A 19,307-nucleotide genomic window follows, 5' to 3' on the forward strand; every position below is an offset into this window, starting at 1 on the left:
TCCGGTGCGGGCGCGGGCGGGGCCGTGGGGGCCGCCGTGGGAACGTCGGGAAGGGACCGAGCGGACGTGAGCGAGAACCAGAACCTGCTCGCGGAGCAGCGCCGCGCCCTCATCGTGGACGAGGTGCGGCGCCGCGGCGGCGTCCGCGTCAATGAACTCACGCGCAGACTGGGCGTGTCCGATATGACGGTGCGCCGCGATCTGGATGTGCTGGCCCGGCAGGGCGTGGTGGAGAAGGTGCACGGCGGTGCGGTGCCGGTGGTGGAGGCGAGTACCCACGAGCCCGGTTTCGAGGCGAAGTCGGGGCTGGAGCCGACGGCCAAGGAGAACATCGCACGGGCCGCGGCGGCCCTGGTCGTACCGGGTACGGCGATCGCCCTCTCCGGCGGCACCACGACCTTCGCCCTGGCCCATCACCTGCTGGACGTACCGGAGTTGACGGTGGTGACCAACTCGGTGCGGGTGGCCGAGGTGTTCCACACCGCGCAGCGCGGTACGGGGCGGCGGCCGGGTGCGGCGACGGTGGTGCTGACGGGCGGGGTGCGCACCCCGTCGGACTCGCTGGTGGGGCCGGTGGCGGATCAGGCGATCGGGGCGCTCCACTTCGATCTGCTGTTCCTCGGGGTGCACGGCATCTCCGCGGAGGCCGGTCTCTCCACGCCCAATCTCGCGGAGGCGGAGACCAATCGGCGGCTGGTGCGGTCGGCGCGGCGGGTCGTGGTGGTGGCGGACCACACCAAGTGGGGCACGGTGGGCCTGAGTTCGTTCGCCACCCTGGACGAGGTGGACACGCTGGTGACGGACGCGGGGCTGCCGGCCCGGGTCCGGGACGAGGTGACGGAGCGGCTGCGGCGGCTGGTGGTGGCGGGCGAGTCGGCGGAGGACGGCGGGACCGATGAAGCCGATGAGCCCGACGGGACCGATGCGGCCCGCGGGACCGGTGGAGCCGGTGGGTCTACGGAGGCCGCGGAGGGCTGAGCGGCCGGGGCTCGGGGCCTGACGCGGCCGGTGTGGTCCGGTGGTCCCGGATACGGCCTACTGGTCGGCGCGGCCCGCGGCTATGGTGATCAGGTCACCTGGGGCCGCCGTGCGGTGACGGCCCGCGGGTCGTCCGCCGGGAGCCCGGCCAGGGCTCCCCTGAGTGCTTTGGGGGTGCGTGCCATGGCACACCGCCTGAGCCCCGTCGGGCTCGACTTCACCGAGAGCGCGCCGCTGCGCCTGGTGTTCGCCCAGAGGATGTCCGCCGCTCCGGAGGCGGTCTTCCACACACTGGCGGAGGAGGTGGAGGACGTTCCGCTCTGGTTCACCCCGGTGCGGTCGGTGCGGTCGCTGGCCGGGGGCACCGGGCGTGCGGTGCGGCTGCGCGGCGGCGCCCGCTTCGACGAGCTGGTGATCGCCGCCACCGCACCGGAGGTGTACGCGTACCGGACGGTGGCGACGAATGTGCCGGGGCTGCGGGCGCTGCTGGAGGAGTGGCGGCTGACGCCTTCGGAGGGCGGGACCCATCTGCGGTGGACGGTGGCGGCGGACGGCGGCCCGGCGGTCCGGCTGGCGCTCAGGCTGGGCCGGGCCGGTCTGGGGCGCGCCTTCCGGGACGCGGTGACCCGCCTTGACGAACGCCTCGCCGCCTGACGCCGGGCGCCCAACTGCCGCCCCGCTCAGCCCCGTTCGGGCCAGGTGCCGGTGGTCAGCAGGGTGTCCAGGGTCGCCGTGTACGGGTCGATGTCCAGGCCCTGCGCGGCGAGCCAGGTGTCGGAGTAGTACTTGTCGAGATAGCGGTCGCCGGGGTCGCACAGCAGGGTGACGACGCTGCCGGTGCGGCCCGCGGCGACCATCTCGGCGACGATCTTCAGCGCGCCCCACAGCCCGGTGCCGGTGGAGCCGCCCGCCCTGCGCCCGATGACCCGCTCCAGGGTGCGGACCGCGGCCACGCTCGCCGCGTCCGGCACCTTCATCATCCGGTCGATCGCCCCGGGTACGAAGCTGGGCTCCATCCGGGGCCGCCCGATGCCCTCGATGCGGGAGCCGCAGTCGCAGGTGACGGACGGGTCGCCGGTCGTCCAGCCGTCGAAGAAGCAGGAGTTGTCCGGGTCGGCGACGCAGATACGGGTGTCGTACTGCATGTAGTGGACGTAGCGGGCGAGGGTGGCGGAGGTGCCGCCGGTGCCGGCGGTGGCGACGATCCAGGCGGGGTGCGGGTAGCGCTCCCTCTCCAGTTGGCGGTAGATGGATTCGGCGATGTTGTTGTTGCCGCGCCAGTCGGTGGCGCGTTCCGCGTAGGTGAACTGGTCCATGTAGTGGCCGCCGGTGCGGGCGGCGAGCGCGGCGGACTCCTCGTACATGGTGCGCGGGTCGTCCACGAAGTGGCAGCGGCCGCCGTGGAATTCGATCAGGCGGATCTTCTCGGTGCTGGTGGTGCGGGGCATCACGGCGATGAAGGGGACGCCGGTGAGCTGGGCGAAGTACGCCTCGGAGACGGCCGTCGAGCCGCTGGACGCCTCGATGACGGGGCGGTCCGGCCGGATCCAGCCGTTGCACAGGCCGTACAGGAACAGCGAGCGGGCCAGGCGGTGTTTGAGGCTGCCGGTGGGGTGGGTGGACTCGTCCTTGAGGTACAGGTCGATGCCCCACCGCTCGGGCAGCGGGAAGCGCAGCAGGTGGGTGTCGGCCGAGCGGTTCGCGTCGGCCTGCACCTTGCGCACGGCCTCCTTCAGCCAGTCCCGGTACGCGGTGTCGGTGCGGTCCACGTCCAGAGTGGCCTGGGGGACGGCGGGGGCGGTGCGGTCCGGTTCCGGCTGGGGGCGGCTGGTCACCACGGAGCTCCTCACAGGGCGGCGCCGGGCGGATCCGCGCGGCGTGACGCTCCGAGGATAGCCCGCCTCGCACCACTTCTCACCTGCATAAACACTACTTTGGGCGGCTCAAGGCGAGCCTTGCGTGGGGCCGCTCGACGGGACTGCCGGAGGCCTGGCGCGAACGGCCCGGCGGCGGGCAGACTTGGGGTATGGGGCACCGGTCCCGTGACCGTGCTGAGGAGACAGGGGGCGGCGCCATGGCGGACGAGGAGTTCTCGGCCAGAGGGGTGCGGATCGGCAAGCGGCTGCGGTCGCTGACCCGGGCGGGCCAGGTGCGGATCAGCGGCGGCCGGCTGGAGTTGCTGACCAGCTACGGCAGCGAGATCGACAGCGCGCCGGTGCAGGCGGTGCGCGCGGGCACCCCGTGGTTCACCCCGGACCGCGCCTCGGCCGAGGTCAACGGCACCCGGTACGTACTGCGGCTCGCCCCGGAGGACGGCCCGCCGCGGGAGGGCGCGGGGGCGGCACGGCGCTTCGTCGAGGCGGTGCGCCGGGCCGGGGGCCGCCGCGGCTGAACCGGCCGCGGGACCTGGGCCGTTCCGCCCGGGAGCGCGCCCCGGAGCACGGGTGCCCGCAGTGCCGGCGCCCGGCGGTACCCGGCGGCTCAGGTGCGCAGGAGCACGTGTGGGCCCGCGAGTTGCGCGCTGCCGCACCCTGCGTCACGCTGGTGGCACGTCACTCTGGGTTCACCGGCGATAACACTGCGAACCAGCCCCCGCCGGTACCGCAGCAGGCCGTTCGCGGAGACCCGTGATCGCGCTGCTGGATCAGCATCTCGTCTTCTTCGGACCTCACTTCGGGGAGTCGTAGCCGTGATCAGCCAGCACAGCAGGCATTGCACGGTGGGGCTCCAGGCCCTGCCCTCCCGGATCGGACAGATCCGCAGAATCGTATCGGCGCAGTTGCGCTACTGGCATCTCGATCCCTTGGTGGACCGGGCGGCGCTCGGTGTCACCGAACTGCTCACCAACGTGCACCGCCACGCGCACCCGGACAAGACCTGCACCGTGGAGATCGAACTGGTCCTGGACCGGCTCACGGTGTCGGTGCACGACCACGATCCCCATCTCCCCCGCCTCAACGACGCGCGGCCGTACGACACCGGCGGCCGTGGGCTGGCCCTGATCGCCGCGCTCAGCGAGAGCTGGGGCGCGCACCAGCAGGGCGAGCACGGCAAGGTCGTCTGGTTCACCCTGCCCGCGCCGACCGCGGCACCGGTCACCGCGGTGCCCGTCTACGGGGCGGAGACCACCGGCCCGTTCACCGGGACGATGGCCACCGCGGCCCGGCCGGGCGCGGACCCGGACCGGCTGGCGGAACCACTGCCGGCCCCGCCCGCGCTCTCCGGCTGAGCGGCCACACCCGCACCGCTCCCCCGTCGCCCGTCACTCCGTGGCGACCGCGCGCAGGACGTCGAGGCGGGCGGCGCGGCGGGCCGGGCGCAGGCCGGCCAGGACGCCCGCGACCGGTCCGGCGACGGCCACCACCGCCAGTTGCAGCGGCGGCAGGGCGAACGCGAAGGCGCTGTCCGAGGTGCTGTCGGAGGCCCGCACCAGGACCCAGCCGAGGAATCCGCCGAGGACCAGCCCGCCGGCCGTGCCGAAGGCGGCGACCAGGACCGACTCCCACCGCACCATGGCCCGCAGTTGGGCGCGGGTCTGCCCGACGGCGCGCAACAGGCCCAGTTCACGGGTGCGTTCATGGACCGACAGGGTCAGGGTGTTGGCGATACCGAGCAGCGCGATCAGTACGGCGAGCGCGAGCAGTGCGTAGACCAGGGTGAGCATCATGTCGATGCCGCCGGCCGAGGACTCGGCGTACTCGCCGCGGGTCTGCACCTCGGGGTTGCCGTAGGCGCGGGCGACCTTCTGTACGGCGGCCTTGCCCTCGGCGGCGCCCACCCCGGACCTGAGCGTGACGGCGACCAGGGTGTCGGAGTCCTGGATGCGGTGCGGCGTCCAGGCCTGACGGGTGATCAGGTAGTCGCCGGCCAGCTCTGAACTGCCGTACACCGCACGGACGGTGAAGGTGTGGCGGCTGCCGTCGGTGAAGGTGAGGACGGTGGTGGAGCCGGGCGTGAGATGCTGTGCGGCGGCCTCGGAGGCGGCGACGGCGAGCCCGTCGGTGCCGAGTCCGCCGAGGGAGCCGCGGACCGGTCCGAGGTCGAGGGCGCGGGACAGGGCGACCGGGTCGGTGACGGTGAGGGCGCGGCCCTGCCCGTCGACCTCGGCGACCCCGCGGCCGAGTCCGACGGCGGTGTCCACCTGCGGCTGCCGGTCGAGTGCCGGTGCCAGGGCGGGGCTGAGGCCGCTGCCGCCGGCGCCGAACGAGGGGGCGCTGACGGCGAGATCACCAGCGAAGGAGCGGTCCACGGTCTGGTCCATGGTGGCTTTCAGGGAGGCGCCGAAGACGGTGAAGAGGGTGACCACGGCTACGCCGATCATCAGGGCGCCCGCGGTGGCGGCGGTCCGCTTGGGCTGGCGCAGCGCGTTCCGGCGGGCGAGGGCTCCGGTGGTGCCGCGCAGCCGGTCCAGCGGCCCGCCGAGGGCACGCAGGGTCCAGGCCGCGGCGACAGGCCCGAGGACGACGAACCCGGCGAGGGCGAGTACCGCCCCGGTGCCCGCGATCCACACCGAGGGGAGTGCCCAGACACCGGTCAGGGTGCAGGCAGCGGCGGCCGCGAGCAGCAGGGCACCGGCGGCGGTGCGGGTGCGGGAGGTGCCGGAAGGGTCGGTGGTGGTCTCGCGCAGGGCGGCCAGCGGCGCGGTGCGTCCGGCGCGCAGCGCGGGCAGCAGGGCCGAGCCGAGGCAGACCAGCACCCCCACGGCCAGGGGGAGCAGCAGCGACAGCGCACTGATGACGAGGGGCCCGTCAGGGAAGGGGAAACCGATGGCGGGGAACAGCGCCCGCAGTCCCGCGGCGACGGCGACACCGCCGGCGAGTCCGGCCGCGGACGCGATCAGGGCCACCGCGCTCGCCTCGGTGAGCGTGGCGGCGGTGACCTGTCGCCGGGACGCGCCCACCGCCCTCAACAGGGCGTTCTCGCGGGTGCGTTGGGCGACCACGATGGCGAAGGTGTTGTGGATGGAGAAGGTGGCGACGAGCAGGGCCACCCCGGAGAAGACCAGCAGCAGGGTGGTGAAGAGGGTGAGGAACCGCCCGGAGATCATGTCGGTGTTCTCCTGCGCGGCGGCCTCCCCGGTGATCGCCTCCACGCCCCGCGGCAGTACCGGCTTCAGGGCGTCGACGAGTTCCCGCTGACCGGTGCCGTGGGTGGCCCGTACCTGGAGGGTGGCTGCGCGGCCCGGCTCCGGGGCCAGGTACCGCTCGGCGTCGGCGCGGGTCATCCCGGTGAAGGTGGTCTGCGCCATACCGTCCTCACCGCCGAAGGTGGCCAGGCCGACGATGGTCACGCGCACCGGGTCGGGGGTGCGCAGGGTGGTGGTGTCACCGAGGCGGAGGTGCCCGGCCGCGGCGGCGCCGCGGTTGACGACGACCTCCCCGTGGTGCCGCGGCGGGTGGCCCTCGGCGAGGCGGTACGGGTTGAGCCGGGCGTCGTCGATCCAGTTCCCGGCGAGGGTGGGCGGGCCCTGGCCGCCCACGGGTTTGCCGTCGGCGCCCACGAGTTGGCCCGCGCCCTGGACGGCGGGCGCGGCGGCGGCCACCCCCGGCACCCGCTCGATCCGGCTGAGCAGACTGGTGGGGACGGGCTGCCGTACGCCCTGGGTCTCGCCGGGTGTGGTGATGGTGGCGGCGCTGCGGACGACGGCGTCGGTGCCGCTGGTGGCATTGCCGAAGAGGGTGTCGAAGCCGGCGCGCAGGGTGTCGCCCATGACGAGGGTGCCGGTGAGGAAGGAGACACCGAGGAGGACGGCGAGGAAGGTGCCGGCGAAGCGGCGGGGGTGGGCGCGCAGCGCGGCGAGGCTGAGCCGGGCCGCGGCGGGTGTGCCGGTCACGAGGGCACCTCCGTGGGGGTGTGGGGGTCGAAGCCCTTCATCCGGTCGAGGACCCGGTCGGCGGTGGGCTGCCGCATCCGGCCGGCGAGGCGCCCGTCGGCGAGGAAGACGACCTCGTCGGCGTGGGCGGCGGCCACCGGGTCATGGGTGACCATGACCACGGTGCGGCCCAACTCCCGTACGGCGTGGGCGAGTAGGCCGAGGACCTGGTCGCCGGAGCGGGAGTCGAGGTTGCCGGTGGGTTCGTCGGCGAAGACCACTTCGGGGCGGGCGGCGAGGGCGCGGGCCACCGCCACCCGCTGCTGCTGCCCGCCCGAGAGTTCGGCAGGGCGGTGGTGCAGGCGGTCGCGGGGGTGGACCACTTCGATGACGGCGTCGATCCAGTCCCGGTCGCCGGTGGCGCCGGCCAGGTCGAGGGGGAGGGTGATGTTCTCGGCGACGGTGAGGGTGGGCACCAGGTTGAAGGCCTGGAAGACGAAGCCGACGCGCTCGCGCCGGAGCACGGTGAGGCGCCGGTCGTCAAGGGCGCCGAGTTCGGTGCCGCCGATCCAGGCGCTGCCGGAGGTGAGGGTGTCGAGCCCGGCGGCGCAGTGCATCAGGGTGGACTTGCCGGAGCCGGACGGCCCCATGATCGCGGTGAAGCGGCCGGCCGGGAAGGCGGCGTCCACCCCGTCGAGGGCGTGTACCGCGGTGTCGCCGGAGCCGTGGACCTTCACGGCTCCGGCGACCCGCGCGGCGGGCCGGGCCGGGCCGCCGGTGGCCGTCATACCTGGCCGCCCTTGCGGTCGCGGCGGCCGAACTGCTCGTCCAGCACGGAGAGCCGGCGCCAGTACTCGTCCTCGTCGATCTCGCCCGAGGCGAAGCGGTGGCCGAGGACGGTGATCGGCGAGTGGTCGTCGGCGTCCGCCGGCCGGCGCCAGGGTCCGCCGCGGCCGCGCCAGACGGTGCGCCGCAGCAGGGTGAGCACACCGAACACCACGGCGGCCCAGAACAGCGGGAAGAACAGGATCCACGGGCCGGGCCCGTCATGTGCGAAGGCCAGGACATTCATTCTCGGTCAGCTCCTTGGGGAGGCCCTGTGCGGGCTGTCGGGCGCCCCCTCGCACCGCGTTCCGCGGGGGGGCCGGTCGACGCTGGTCGACCACTGCTTCGAGCCTCGCGCCCCACCGCCCGGAAAACGTCGTACGGCCAGCGGCTTCGCCCCTACCTCACGGGGAGTACGGCGGCGGGCGGGGGCTGCTCCCGGCGGGGTGTCACGCACCGCGGTGGCTGATCCGCACCCGGCGCGGCCCCGCATCGAGGGCAGCGCTCCCGGAAGCTGCCGTTACTCCGACCGCGTCGGCCGGCAAGCGGTGTGCGGGCGGGGGGAGTTGGGATGGTGGGGCGGTGGCCGCGTCGCTGCTCACCCTGCTGGGGCTCGGCCCCGAGGAGGACTCCGTCTACCGGCAGCTCGTGGACCACCCGGACAGCGAACCGGGCGCGTTCACCGGCCAGTTGACGCCGGACGAGAGGGCGCGGGCGCTGGCGGTGCTGGTGGAGCGGGGCCGGCTGGCTGCACTGACCCGGAAGGTCCCCGGACCGAACCGGAAAGCCCCTGGTCGGAACCGAGTGGAGTCCAACTCTCCGGTCATCAGGCGGCTTTACGCCATGGCCATTTGACGCCAGGTCCGATGCCTTGTGACCGATACGCACCGTGGCGAACCATCGACGCACCGAGCACGTGGGGCGGCAGCGCCCCGCGTTTCCGTGTGTGATGGGGAGGATTCTGTGGCGAAGAGACCGATACGCCGGACGGTGGCCGCGGGGGTCGTGGCCGCCGCCACCGGTACGGCACTGCTGACCGGGCCCGCCTGGGCCGACGACGCGGCGTCCGCGACGGTCCCGGCCGAGAGCGCGCCGGGCAGCAGCGCCCCGGTCGCGGTGGCACCGGCCATGACGCAGGGCCTCGACACATCGGCCAGGGAGGGCACCCCCGCACAGGCCGCCCGGGCCCACCTCAAAGCCCACCAGAACACCTACCGGGTGCCGGTGTCCGACCTGAAGGCGGTCCGTACCACCGAGGACCGCGGGCAGACCACCGTCCGCTTCCACCAACAGCACCACGGTGTCCCGGTGTTCGGCGCCGAGTACGCCGTGCAGACCCGGGAGTCCGGCGACGGGCAGCAGATCACCTCCGCCACCGGCACCCTGTACACCGAGCTGACGGTGTCCACCACACCCCGGGTCGACGAGGCAACGGCCAAGCGGCGCCTGGCAGTTCTGGACGGCGATCTGCGCCATGTGCGGGGCGCGAAGACCGCCGCACACGGTCTGACGGTCCTGCCGGACGCCCACGGCGGGCGCCTCGCCTGGCACTTCACCGTCACCGGCGCCCACCGGGACGGCAGCCCGGTCCGCCAGGAGACCTATGTGGACGCGCGGGTCGGCGGGCTCGTCCTCTTCTACAACAACATCGACACGGCGGACGCCTCACCGGCCGAGGCGACCGGGGTGCGGGTCGACGGCAGTGAGGTGAAGCTGGCCGCGGACAAGGGCGCGGACTGCACGTACACGCTGGTCGACTCGACACGGGCGATGTACCCCGCCACCGGTGGCCAGATCCGCACCTACGACGCCCAGCGCAAGCAGTACACGGCGGTCGCGGGCGGCCCGGTCAGTGCCGACGTCCCGCTGGTGACCTCGGGCAGCGACCGCTTCGACGGGGCGAACACCTCGTCCGGCGCGGTGGACGCGCATCTCAACGCGGCGAAGGTCTACGAGTTCTACAAGGACGAGATCGGCCGTGACGGCATCGACGGCAAGGGCGGCTCGGTGTACTCCGTCGTCAATGTCGCCAACAACGGCAAGGACTACGCCAACGCCTTCTGGGACGGCTCGAAGATGGTCTACGGGCACATGGGCGGTGTGCCGCTGTCCGTCGGCCTGGACGTCGTCGGCCACGAGATGACGCACGGGGTGACCGAGCACAACGCGGGGCTGGTCTACCTCAACCAGTCGGGCGCCCTCAACGAGGCGATCTCCGACTACTTCGGCAACGCCATGGAGACCACCGACAAGGGCATCGCCATGGACGACCCCCACTCCGGGCTGATCGGCGAGTACCTCTGCAACGGCACCAAGCCGCTGGAGGACTGCGCCCTGCGCGACCTCAACGACGGCCGCAACGCGCAGAAGGACTTCGACCCGATCCCGCTCGACATCGACAACGGCGGGGTGCACTACAACTCCACCATCGTCGGCGGCGCCCTGTGGGACGTCCGCAAGTCCATCGACACCAAGCTCGCCGACCGGATCGTCTACCGCGCCGCGCAGAACTACCTCACCCCGCTGTCCGGCTTCACCGACATGCGCACCGCGGTCACCCTCGCCGCCAAGTCGCTGAAGGTGTCCGCCGCCGACATGGCCGCCATCGCCAAGGCCTTCGACGCGCACGGCATCGAGCAGGGCTGGGAGAAGAAGGGCGCCAACCGCACCGGCGGCACCACCCTCAGCGCCGACGTCCTGCCCGCCTACGAGGTGTACGGCGGGGTGGACGAGCAGGCCGCGCAGATCAGCGGTGACGTCTACGCCATCGGGCATGGCGACGCCGTCGCCTGGGACCAGGGCGGTGCCGCCTTCGGTATCACGGTCGGCCGGTTCAGCAAGCAGGACGGCAAGTCCGACCATGAACTGGCCCAGCGGGACGCCTACTTGATCGACCCGTCGGTCGACAGGGACCGGGTCGTCTTCACCCGGATCAGCGCCGAGGGCATCGGCATCTACGGCGCCGGCGACAAGGGCCAGGGCAAGATCAAGAAGGTCCTCGCCACCCCGGGCGCTGACCTGACCGAGCCGGTCACCGAGAACGGCGCGCTCGCCTACATCTCCACCACCGCCGACGGCGAGTCCGACGTCATGCTCCGCAAGGCCGACGGCACCACCGTCAATGTCACACCGGAGCCCGGCACCCAGGCCTACCGCCTCACCATGAAGAACGGCACCATCGCCTGGGCCGGCGGCGACGGGACGTGGGTGTACTCCTACGACATCGCCGGCGGCAAGACCCAGAGCAAGCGGATGACGGGTTTCCTGTTCGGTGAGATCACCGATGTGCAGCTCACCTCGGACCGCCTCTTCTACCGGGGCACGCAGTACTTCCTGATCAGCAGCGACAGCATCAACACGGCCCCGGTGTCCGACCTCGGCCAGATGAAGCCGCTGAAGAGGCCGTCGTCCACCTACCTCGGCCAATTCACCGTCACCGACGACTACTTCGCCTACTCCTCCACCGACGTCTGGGGCGGCCTAGGCGCCTGGTCCGGGCCGTGGAAGGCGTACGCGGCGCCCACCGCGGACGTCGTCAACGGCACGCCCACCTACCAGCGGGTCTCCTGCTCCTCGGGCACCCAGCTCGCCCCGTCGCTCGGTGACGGGCAGCGCATCACCTGGATCGACTCCGCGGCCGCCTCAACGGACGTGATGACCCGGGCCACCTTCGCCGGGAACTGCGAGTAGCGGCACGGCCCACCGTCTGACCGCCGCGGCCGTGGTCAGGCGGTGGGGACGGCGCTGAGGGGGTCGTCCAGCACCGGTTGCCAGGCGAGTTCCGCGGCGCCCACCAGGCTGTTGTGGTCCAGGCTGCTGCCGAGGACGGGCACACTGCCGCTGACCCCCCACAGGCTGCGGGCGGCGACGACGGACCGCAGCCGCTCCGGGTCGGCCTCCAGCAGGTCGCGGTGGAGGCCGCCGAGGATGATGCGGTCCGGGTTGAGGATGTTGACCAGACCGGCGAGGCCCAGCCCGAGGCGGTCGATCAGGGCCTCGGTGGCGCCGCGCACCCGGGGGTCGTCGTAGGCGCCGGTGATCAGGGCGCGGGACTGCTCCAGCAGCGACACCTCGGGGCCGGGGGTGCGGTGGGCGGCGGTGAGGAAGGCGAGCGGGTCGGTCTCCACGTCCAGACAGCCGCGGCTGCCGCAGTGGCAGGGGCGGCCCTCCGGGTTGACGGTGAGATGGCCGACCTCCAGCGCCAGGCCCGAACTCCCGCTGTGCAGACGGCCGTCGAGGACGAGCGCGCCGCCCACCCCGCGGTGCCCGGTGGCCACACACAGCAGATCGCGGGCGCCGCGCCCGGCACCGTGCCGGTACTCGGCGAGGGCCGCCAGGTTGACGTCGTTGGCGGTGAAGGCGGGACCGGTGAGGCCCGCCTCCCGCACCCGCCGGGCGAAGATGGCCCGCACCGGGGCGCCCACGGGCCAGGCCACATGCAGCGGGTTGAGCACGGTGCCCTCCGGTTCCGCGACCGCGGACGGCACGGCGAGCCCGGCGCCCACACAGCGGCGCCCGGTCTCCAGCAGCAGCCGGCGCCCCGCCTCGACCACGGAGCCGAGCACACTCGCCGGGTCCTCCGCCACGGTCTCGCAGCCGGGCGCGGTGGCGACGATACGGCCGCCGAGGCCGACCAGCGCCGCCCGGAATCCGTCGGCGTGGACCTGCGCGGCGAACGCCACCGGGCCGTCCTCGGCGATCTCCAGCCGGTGCGAGGGCCGCCCCTGGGAGCCCTCGGCGGCGGGCCGCGGGTCGACCCGGATCAGGCCGAGCGCGGCCAGCTCCGCCGCGACCGCCCCCGCGGTGGCCCGGGTGACGCCCAGCTCCGCGGTGAGCACGGCACGGGTCGGCGCCCGGCCGGTGTGCACCAGTTCCAGGGCGGGGCCGAGCGCGCCGCGGCCCCGTTCGAGCCGGCTGCGGGTGGTCATGCTCCCGCTCCCTTCGGGCGCCGCCTTGCGGTTCATGCCTGCGAGTCTCCCACGGTGCGGACCCGTCATGATCCGGACGGGCGGGATTCGGTCGGGACCCTCAGCGGGCGCCGTCCGGGGCCGCATCCGGGGTCTCGTCCGGGGTCTCGTCCAGGAGGAGGGTGAGGACGCCGACCAGGGTGGCGCTGCTGACGATCCGGCGGTCGCGGATCATGCCGCGCAGGTCGCCGAGCGGCACCCAGCGCAGCAGACCGGCCTCGTTGCGTTCGACGGGGTCGCCGACACGGGTGGCGGAGTCGGCGCGCAGCACATGGTGTTCGGAGTCCGAGATCCCCGCCCAGGGCTCGGCGTAGACGAGGGGGCGCAGCGGGCCGGGGCGCCAGCCGGTCTCCTCCTCCGCCTCCCGGGCCGCGGCCGCGGCGGGTGTCTCACCGTCCTCGACCAGGCCCATCGGCAGTTCCCAGGCCCAGGTGCCGGTGAGGAAGCGGTGCCGCCACAGCATCAGCACCCGGCCGTCCACCACCACGGCGGCCACCGCGACCCGGCGCAGCACCACATGGTGGTAGTCGACCCGGGTCCCGTCGGGCTGCTCCACGTCCGAGACCCGCACCTCCAGCCACGGACTGCGGTACTCGCGGCGGCTGCCGTGCACCCGCCAGCGGGCGTCCTCGGCCACCACCATGTCGGGCGGGAACTCCCTTGGTTCCTGCGGCGGTTGGGGCTGGTTCTCTCGGGTCACGGGGGTGATTCTCGCACCCGCCGCCGCGCCCCGGGTCAGGGGCGCAGGACGCCGATCAGGCGGGTGACGGTGGCGGCCATCGCCTCGCGGCCCGCGCCGAGGTAGGAGCGGGAGTCGACGGCGTCCGGGCGGGCGGCCAGGTACGTGCGGATGGCGCCGGTCATGGCCAGGTTGAGCGCGGTGCCGACGTTGACCTTGACGATGCCCTCGCCGACGGCGGCGGCGAGTTCGCCGTCGGGCACCCCGGAGGAGCCGTGCAGCACCAGCGGCACCCCCGCGGTGGCGGCGAGGGACCGCAGCAGGCCGTGGTCGAGGGCGGCGGTGCGGGTGGTCATGGCGTGGCTGCTGCCGACGGCCACGGCCAGCGCGTCCACCCCCGACTCGGCGACGTACTCCCGCGCCTCCCCCGGGTCGGTACGGGCGCCGGGGGCGTGGGCGTCCAGCGGTGGGCGTACCCGGCCGTCGGGGCCCGCCTTGCCGCCGACCTCGCCCAACTCGGCCTCGATCCACAGGCCTTGGCCGTGCGCCCAGTCGGCGGCGGCACGGGTGGCGGCGAGGTTCTCGGCGTAGGGGAGGTGGGCCGCGTCGTACATCACGGAGCTGAAGCCGGCCTCGGGTGCCTGGCGCAGCAGGTCGTCGCTCTGCACATGGTCGAGGTGGAGGCCGACGGGCACCCCGGCGCGCTCCGCGGTGGCCACGGCGGCCCGCGCCAGCGGCAGCAGCCTGCCGTAGCGGTACTTCACCGCGTTCTCGCTGATCTGGAGGACGACCGGCGCACCGGCCGCCTCGGCGCCCGCGACGACGGCCTCGATGTGTTCCAGGGTGATGACGTTGAACGCGGCGACCGCGGAGTGCGCGGCGGCCGCCTCGGTGATGAGGGTGCCGGTTGCTGCGAGGGGCACGGCCCCTCCTTTCGGTGCACGGGACGACCTGCGGGCCTGGCCAACTCACCTGCCGGAGACCGGAGTTGACGCGAACGGCTCCCTGGAGGCCGGTGGGTCAGGCGGAGGGGAGGATCACGGAGCGGGTGAGGTGGCGCGGCCGGTCCGGGTCGAGACCGCGGGCCGCGGCGACGGCGACGGCCAGCCGCTGGGCGCGCACCAGCTCGGCCAGCGGGTCCAGCTCCCCGGCCACCCACTGCGCCCCGGTGTCCCGCACCTGCTGCTCCAGGCCCTCCGGCGCGGGCCCGAACATCCAGGTGGCGGTGGTGTCGGTGGAGATGCTGATCGGCCCGTGCCGGTACTCCATCGCCGGGTACGCCTCGGTCCAGGCGAGCGCGGCCTCCCGCATCTTCAGCGCGGCCTCCTGCGCCAGCCCGACCGTCCAGCCGCGCCCCAGGAACGTGAACTGGCGGCGCCCCACGAGCCCTTCGGGCAGCGGCTCGGCCAGCGCGGTACGGGCGTCGGCGACCACTGAGCCGTCGTGCAGCCCGAGGTGGGCCCGGAGCAGGGTGAGGCCGGTGGTGGCGAACCGGGTCTGCACCACGGAGCGTTCGTCCGCGAAGTCCAGCACGATCACATCGTCCGCGGCGGACATCACCGGTGTCTCCGGGTCGGCGGTGACGGCGGTGGTGCGGGCGTGGCCGCGCTGGGCGGCGAGCAGGGCCAGTACCTCGGTGGTGGTGCCGGAGCGGGTGAGGGCGAGGACGCGGTCGTAGCGGCGGCCGTCGGGGAACTCGGAGGCGGCGAACGCGTCGGTCTCGCCCTGCCCGGACTGCTCGCGCAGCGCCGCCACGGACTGCGCCATGAACAGCGAGGTGCCGCAGCCGACCACCGCGACCCGCTCGCCGGGCTGCGGCAGCGCCGCGCCGTGCGCCTCGGCCAGGTGCGCGGCGCGCTCCCAGCACTCGGGCTGGCTGCTGAGTTCGTTCTCGACATGGCTCATGCCGTGCCCCACCTCCGACTTGTGATTGTTCCTGCAAGATATCGGGAACTGTCAATCATTTTCAAGCAGTGGTGGTGAGGGGTGGTTGCGCTAGGGTCGCCGGGAGATCGACCATGGAAGAGAGGGTCATGTCCCGGGACGCGCGCTGGAAGTCGCTGCTGGAACTGCTGGTGGAGCGCGGCCGGCTCGACGTCGAGGAGGCCGCCGCCGAGCTGGGGGTGTCCGCGGCCACCATCCGCCGCGACTTCGACCAGCTCGCCGAGCAGCAGATGCTCGTCCGCACCCGCGGCGGCGCCGTCGTCCACGGCGTCTCGTACGAGCTGCCGCTGCGGTACAAGACGGCGCGGCGGGCCTCCGAGAAGCAGCGGATCGCACGTGCGGTGGCCGAGCTGGTCACGCCGGGCGAAGCGGTCGGCCTCACCGGCGGCACCACCACCACCGAAGTGGCCCGCTCCCTCGCCGTCCGCGCCGACCTCGCCACCGGCTCCCCCGCGCTCACCGTCGTCACCAACGCCCTCAACATCGCCAACGAGCTCGCCGTACGCCCCCAGTTCAAAATCGTCCTCACCGGCGGAGTGGCCCGCCCCCAGTCCTACGAGTTGATCGGACCGCTCGCCGACGGGGTGCTCGGGCAGGTCTCGCTGGACGTGGCGGTACTCGGCGTGGTCGGCCTCGACCCGGACCACGGGGCGACCGCCCACGACGAGGCGGAGGCCGCCATCAACCGGCTGCTGTGCGAGCGCGCCGACCGCGTGATCGTCGCCGCCGACTCCAGCAAGCTCGGCCACCGCGCCTTCGCCCGCATCTGCGACACCGAGGACATCGGCACCCTGGTCACCGACAGCGCCGCCGACCAGGCCACCCTCACCCGCTTCGAGGAGGCGGGCCTGACGGTGATCGCGGTCTAGGCCGTGTCGTTGCTGTGAGGCGGTCCCCCTTGCCGCGACCTCCGGCAGACCCGTAGCCTCTTTTTGTGCCGACATTGAACAAACTCGGTCCGAGGGTGTGCGGCCGCCGTCCCGGGACGGACCCGCTCCTTCGGCTGCGCGCCGTCCTCACCGTCTTCTTCGCCCTCGACGGCTTCATCTTCGCGGGCTGGGTCGTCCGCATCCCCGCGATCAAGACGCAGACCGGCGCCTCCGCCAGCGCCCTCGGTCTCGCCCTGCTCGGAGTGTCCGCGGGCGGCGTGATCACCATGATGCTCACCGGCCGCCTCTGCCGCCGCTACGGCAGCCTCCCGCTGACGGTGCTCTGCGCGATCCTGCTGTCCCTCAGCGTCGCCCTGCCGCCCCTGACCCGCTCCGCGCCCCAACTCGGCGCCGTACTCCTGGTGTTCGGCGCCGCGTACGGCGGACTCAACGTCGCCATGAACAGTGCCGCCGTCGACCTGGTGGCCGCCCTGCGGCGCCCGGTGATGCCCAGCTTCCACGCGGCGTTCAGCCTCGGCGGAATGCTGGGCTCGGGGCTCGGCGGGCTGGTCGCCGGGCACCTCTCCCCCACCCGGCACCTGCTCGCCCTCACCGCGACCGGCCTGCTCATCACCGCCCTCGCCCGCCCCGCCCTCCTCCGCCACACCCCACCCGCACCCGTCCGCCCGCCCGAACCCCGCGCGCCCCGGCCGACCGAGCCCGCACGTCCGGCACGCGCCACCCGCGCCACCGTTCTCGTCTTCGGCGTGATCGCCCTCTGCACCGCGTACGGCGAGGGGGCACTGGCCGACTGGGGCGCCCTCCACCTGGAGCAGGACCTGCACGCCCAGCCGGGCCTCGCCGCCGCCGGCTACGCCTGCTTCACCCTCGCCATGACCATCGGCCGGCTCTGCGGCACCACCCTCCTGGAACGGCTGGGCCGCACCCCGCTGCTGGTCGGCGGCGGGCTCACCGCGGCCGCCGGGATGCTCCTCGGCTCACTCGCCCCCGCCACCTGGGCCGCCCTGCTCGGCTTCGGCATCACCGGCCTCGGCCTCGCCAACATCTTCCCGGTGGCCGTAGACCGCGCCGGCGCCCTCACCGGACCCGGCGGAGTGGCCGCGGCCTCCACCCTCGGCTACAGCGGCATGGTGCTCGGGCCGCCCGCGATGGGTTTCATGGCCGACTGGTTCTCCCTGCCCTCGGCCCTCACCAGCGTCGCCGTCCTGGCCGCGGTGGCCGCCGCCATCGGCTGGACCACCCGCCGCGCAGACCCCGCCTGAGCCGCCCCGTGCCGCGACCGGAGCACCGCCCTCAGCCGAGCCAGCCGGGCCGCACCAGCCCCGACTCGTAGGCCAGGACGACCAGTTGGGCGCGGTCCCGGGCGCCCAGCTTGACCATGGTGCGGCTCACATGGGTCTTCGCGGTGAGCGGGCTGACGACCAGCCGGCGGGCGATCTCCTCGTTGGACAGGCCGATCCCCACCAGCGCCATCACCTCCCGCTCCCGCTCGGTGAGCCCGGCCAGCGCACCGTCCTCCGACGGCGCCTTGGACCGCGCCGCGAACTCCGCGATCAGCCGCCGCGTCACCCCCGGCGACAGCAACGCGTCCCCCTCCACCACCGCCCGCACCGCACGCAGCAGTTCCTCCGGCTCGGTGTCCTTGACGAGGAAACCCGAAGCGCCGGAACGGATCGCCTCGAAGACATACTCGTCCAGCTCGAAGGTGGTCAGCATCACCACCCGCACCGCCGCCAGATCCGCCTCCGAGGTGATCCGGCGGGTGGCGGCCAGACCGTCCAGCAGCGGCATCCGGATGTCCATCAGCACCACATCGGGGCGCAGTTCACGCACCAGCCGCACCGCCTCCTCGCCGTCCGCGGCCTCCCCCGCCACCGCGATGTCCGGCTGGGCGTCCAGCAGGGCCCGGAACCCGGCCCTGACCAGCGACTGGTCATCCGCAAGCAGTACCCGGATCAACGGTCCTCCCTGAGCTGCCGCGAGCCGTCCAGCGGCAGCGCCGCCGACACCCGGAAACCGCCGTCCGCGCGCGGCCCCGCCTCGATGGTGCCACCCAGCGCGGCCGCCCGCTCCCGCATTCCGGCCAGCCCGTTGCCGCTGCCACCGGCCTCCTGCCCCGTCGCCGGACCGTCGTCGTCCACCCGCAGCCGCACCTCCCCGGGCCCGTACCGCACCCGGACCCGGGCCCGCCGCGAACCGGAGTGCCGCACCACATTCGTCAGCGCCTCCTGCACGATCCGGAACGCGGCCAGGTCGAGTCCGGGCGGCACCGCCGACGGGGCACCCGGCTCGCGGGCACTGTCCACCTCGACGGTCAGACCCGCACCCCGCGCCTGCTCCACCAGCTCCGGCAACCGGTCCAGACCCGGCGCCGGCGCCCGCGGCGCGTCACCCGGCGTCCGCAGATTGTCGAGCACCTGCCGCACCTCCCCCAGCGCCTCCTTGCTGGCCGCCTTGATGGTGGTCAGCGCGGTACGCGCCTGCTCCCGGTCCGAATCGAGCAACGCCAGCCCCACCCCCGCCTGCACATTGATCACGGAGATGCTGTGCGCCAGTACGTCATGCAGCTCACGGGCGATCCGCAACCGCTCCTCGTCGGCGCGGCGCCGGGCCGCCTGCGCCCGCTCCGCACGCTCCCGCGCCCACTGCTGGCGGCGGTTGAGCGCCAGCTCGGAGACCGCGAGAACCGCCAACACCCAGGCGGCCACGCCGAGTTCCTCGGCCCAGGGCGCCGCATGGTCGTGCGCGGGCGGCAGATAGCGCCACCACCAGTGCCCGATCAGCAGATGCCCCACCCACACCGTCCCGACCGCCGCCCAGGCGGCCCGCCGATGCCCCGCCGCGATCGCCGCGAAGCACCCCACGGCCACCGCGAGGAACACCGGACCGTACGGATACCCGCCCCCGAGGTACAGCAGCACGGCCACCGCCGTCGCCCACACCACCGCCACCGGATGCCTGCGCCGCCACAACAGCACCCCACCGGCGACCAGCAGCAACACCCGGGCGAACACATCCAACGGCGCCCGCTCCGGCTGCCCGTGCGCCGCGAAATGCGACCCGGCCAACATCACCCCGGTCACCACCAACGTCGACACCCACGGCCACCGAACCAGCCAACCGGGCCCCGGCGGCCCGTCGTACGGCATCTCGTGCGGTGTCTGGTGCGGGGGCGTGAACGGCGGCCGGTGGGCGGGGGTCAGGCACCGGGG

At 73.8% G+C, this 19,307-nt stretch carries 18 protein-coding genes; 8 read left to right on the forward strand and 10 right to left on the reverse strand.

The annotated features are described in order from the left end of the window. The first annotated feature begins 66 nt into the window (after positions 1–66). Together ACFVST_RS13050 and ACFVST_RS13055 are read left to right on the forward strand one after the other, a co-directional pair. The gene (locus tag ACFVST_RS13050) at positions 67–978 is read left to right on the forward strand and encodes a DeoR/GlpR family DNA-binding transcription regulator (protein WP_390149832.1); all 912 of its coding nucleotides are present in this window, start codon (positions 67–69) and stop codon (positions 976–978) included. Between the two features lie 183 nt (positions 979–1,161). Then, positions 1,162–1,632, forward strand: coding sequence for an SRPBCC family protein (locus ACFVST_RS13055; RefSeq protein ID WP_390149834.1), 471 nt, complete (start codon positions 1,162–1,164; stop codon positions 1,630–1,632). A gap of 26 nt (positions 1,633–1,658) precedes the next feature. On the opposite strand, the gene ACFVST_RS13060 is transcribed toward ACFVST_RS13055, so the two are convergent. Beyond that, complete coding sequence (locus ACFVST_RS13060; protein WP_390149836.1) at positions 1,659–2,813, reverse strand: PLP-dependent cysteine synthase family protein; 1,155 nt, start codon at positions 2,811–2,813, stop codon at positions 1,659–1,661. A 239-nt stretch (positions 2,814–3,052) separates the two neighbouring features. Between ACFVST_RS13060 and ACFVST_RS13065 the strand changes: the two genes are divergently transcribed. Together ACFVST_RS13065 and ACFVST_RS13070 are read left to right on the forward strand one after the other, a co-directional pair. Continuing rightward, complete coding sequence (locus ACFVST_RS13065) at positions 3,053–3,370, forward strand: hypothetical protein (RefSeq protein WP_390149838.1); 318 nt, start codon at positions 3,053–3,055, stop codon at positions 3,368–3,370. A 297-nt stretch (positions 3,371–3,667) separates the two neighbouring features. Further along, positions 3,668–4,207: an ATP-binding protein gene (locus tag ACFVST_RS13070; RefSeq protein ID WP_390149840.1), complete on the forward strand. Its 540-nt coding sequence runs from the start codon at positions 3,668–3,670 to the stop codon at positions 4,205–4,207. Positions 4,208–4,240: 33 nt separating this feature from the next. Here ACFVST_RS13070 and ACFVST_RS13075 read toward each other — a convergent pair whose 3' ends face one another. The 3 genes from ACFVST_RS13075 to ACFVST_RS13085 are packed head-to-tail and all read right to left on the reverse strand — an operon-like array spanning position 4,241 to position 7,862. Further along, positions 4,241–6,811: an ABC transporter permease gene (locus ACFVST_RS13075; protein ID WP_390149842.1), complete on the reverse strand. Its 2,571-nt coding sequence runs from the start codon at positions 6,809–6,811 to the stop codon at positions 4,241–4,243. Then, on the reverse strand, positions 6,808–7,578 hold the full coding sequence (locus ACFVST_RS13080; protein ID WP_390149844.1) for an ABC transporter ATP-binding protein: 771 nt from the start codon (positions 7,576–7,578) through the stop codon (positions 6,808–6,810). Before ACFVST_RS13080 ends, ACFVST_RS13075 begins: the two co-directional genes overlap by 4 nt. Further along, a complete protein-coding gene (locus ACFVST_RS13085; protein ID WP_390149845.1) occupies positions 7,575–7,862 on the reverse strand; it encodes an SHOCT domain-containing protein in 288 nt (95 codons plus the stop codon). Before ACFVST_RS13085 ends, ACFVST_RS13080 begins: the two co-directional genes overlap by 4 nt. A 335-nt stretch (positions 7,863–8,197) precedes the next feature. Here ACFVST_RS13085 and ACFVST_RS13090 point away from each other — a divergent pair, with 335 nt between their 5' ends. Both ACFVST_RS13090 and ACFVST_RS13095 read left to right on the forward strand, forming a co-directional pair. Then, positions 8,198–8,470, forward strand: a complete 273-nt coding sequence (locus ACFVST_RS13090) for a hypothetical protein (protein ID WP_390149847.1) — start codon at positions 8,198–8,200, stop codon at positions 8,468–8,470. Positions 8,471–8,578: 108 nt separating this feature from the next. After that, positions 8,579–11,305 carry a M4 family metallopeptidase gene (locus tag ACFVST_RS13095; protein WP_390149849.1) on the forward strand — a complete coding sequence of 909 codons (2,727 nt, stop codon included), beginning with the start codon at positions 8,579–8,581 and terminating at the stop codon, positions 11,303–11,305. 35 nt (positions 11,306–11,340) lie between these two features. On the opposite strand, the gene ACFVST_RS13100 is transcribed toward ACFVST_RS13095, so the two are convergent. The 4 genes from ACFVST_RS13100 to ACFVST_RS13115 all read right to left on the reverse strand — a co-directional run bounded on the left by ACFVST_RS13100 (position 11,341) and on the right by ACFVST_RS13115 (position 15,166). Next, positions 11,341–12,579, reverse strand: coding sequence for an ROK family protein (locus ACFVST_RS13100; RefSeq protein WP_390149851.1), 1,239 nt, complete (start codon positions 12,577–12,579; stop codon positions 11,341–11,343). 64 nt (positions 12,580–12,643) lie between these two features. Then, positions 12,644–13,225 carry an NUDIX domain-containing protein gene (locus ACFVST_RS13105; RefSeq protein ID WP_390149884.1) on the reverse strand — a complete coding sequence of 194 codons (582 nt, stop codon included), beginning with the start codon at positions 13,223–13,225 and terminating at the stop codon, positions 12,644–12,646. Positions 13,226–13,317: 92 nt separating this feature from the next. Beyond that, positions 13,318–14,184: a ketose-bisphosphate aldolase gene (locus ACFVST_RS13110; protein ID WP_390149853.1), complete on the reverse strand. Its 867-nt coding sequence runs from the start codon at positions 14,182–14,184 to the stop codon at positions 13,318–13,320. A gap of 97 nt (positions 14,185–14,281) precedes the next feature. Next, a complete protein-coding gene (locus ACFVST_RS13115; RefSeq protein WP_390149854.1) occupies positions 14,282–15,166 on the reverse strand; it encodes an SIS domain-containing protein in 885 nt (294 codons plus the stop codon). Between the two features lie 128 nt (positions 15,167–15,294). Between ACFVST_RS13115 and ACFVST_RS13120 the strand changes: the two genes are divergently transcribed. Both ACFVST_RS13120 and ACFVST_RS13125 read left to right on the forward strand, forming a co-directional pair. Continuing rightward, positions 15,295–16,074, forward strand: coding sequence for a DeoR/GlpR family DNA-binding transcription regulator (locus tag ACFVST_RS13120; protein ID WP_390149886.1), 780 nt, complete (start codon positions 15,295–15,297; stop codon positions 16,072–16,074). Positions 16,075–16,139: 65 nt separating this feature from the next. Next, positions 16,140–17,357: an MFS transporter gene (locus tag ACFVST_RS13125; RefSeq protein WP_390149856.1), complete on the forward strand. Its 1,218-nt coding sequence runs from the start codon at positions 16,140–16,142 to the stop codon at positions 17,355–17,357. A 31-nt stretch (positions 17,358–17,388) separates the two neighbouring features. Here ACFVST_RS13125 and ACFVST_RS13130 read toward each other — a convergent pair whose 3' ends face one another. After that, positions 17,389–18,054, reverse strand: a complete 666-nt coding sequence (locus tag ACFVST_RS13130; protein ID WP_390149858.1) for a response regulator — start codon at positions 18,052–18,054, stop codon at positions 17,389–17,391. Then, positions 18,051–19,244: a sensor histidine kinase gene (locus ACFVST_RS13135; protein ID WP_390149859.1), complete on the reverse strand. Its 1,194-nt coding sequence runs from the start codon at positions 19,242–19,244 to the stop codon at positions 18,051–18,053. The genes ACFVST_RS13130 and ACFVST_RS13135 overlap by 4 nt, the downstream gene beginning before the upstream one ends. Positions 19,245–19,307 lie beyond the last annotated feature (63 nt).

Source organism: Streptomyces sp. NPDC058045 (genome assembly GCF_042885635.1).
Classification (GTDB): domain Bacteria; phylum Actinomycetota; class Actinomycetes; order Streptomycetales; family Streptomycetaceae; genus Streptomyces.

Excerpts from the sequence above, each read along its gene's own strand:
- ACFVST_RS13055 (WP_390149834.1), top strand. The coding sequence starts at position 1,162 with ATGGCACACCGCCTGAGCCCCGTCGGGCTCGACTTCACCGAGAGCGCG.
- ACFVST_RS13065 (WP_390149838.1), top strand. The coding sequence starts at position 3,053 with ATGGCGGACGAGGAGTTCTCGGCCAGAGGGGTGCGGATCGGCAAGCGG.
- ACFVST_RS13080 (WP_390149844.1), bottom strand. The coding sequence starts at position 7,578 with ATGACGGCCACCGGCGGCCCGGCCCGGCCCGCCGCGCGGGTCGCCGGA.
- ACFVST_RS13085 (WP_390149845.1), bottom strand. The coding sequence starts at position 7,862 with ATGAATGTCCTGGCCTTCGCACATGACGGGCCCGGCCCGTGGATCCTG.
- ACFVST_RS13100 (WP_390149851.1), bottom strand. The coding sequence starts at position 12,579 with ATGAACCGCAAGGCGGCGCCCGAAGGGAGCGGGAGCATGACCACCCGC.
- ACFVST_RS13105 (WP_390149884.1), bottom strand. The coding sequence starts at position 13,225 with ATGGTGGTGGCCGAGGACGCCCGCTGGCGGGTGCACGGCAGCCGCCGC.
- ACFVST_RS13115 (WP_390149854.1), bottom strand. The coding sequence starts at position 15,166 with ATGAGCCATGTCGAGAACGAACTCAGCAGCCAGCCCGAGTGCTGGGAG.
- ACFVST_RS13120 (WP_390149886.1), top strand. The coding sequence starts at position 15,295 with ATGTCCCGGGACGCGCGCTGGAAGTCGCTGCTGGAACTGCTGGTGGAG.
- ACFVST_RS13135 (WP_390149859.1), bottom strand. The coding sequence starts at position 19,244 with ATGCCGTACGACGGGCCGCCGGGGCCCGGTTGGCTGGTTCGGTGGCCG.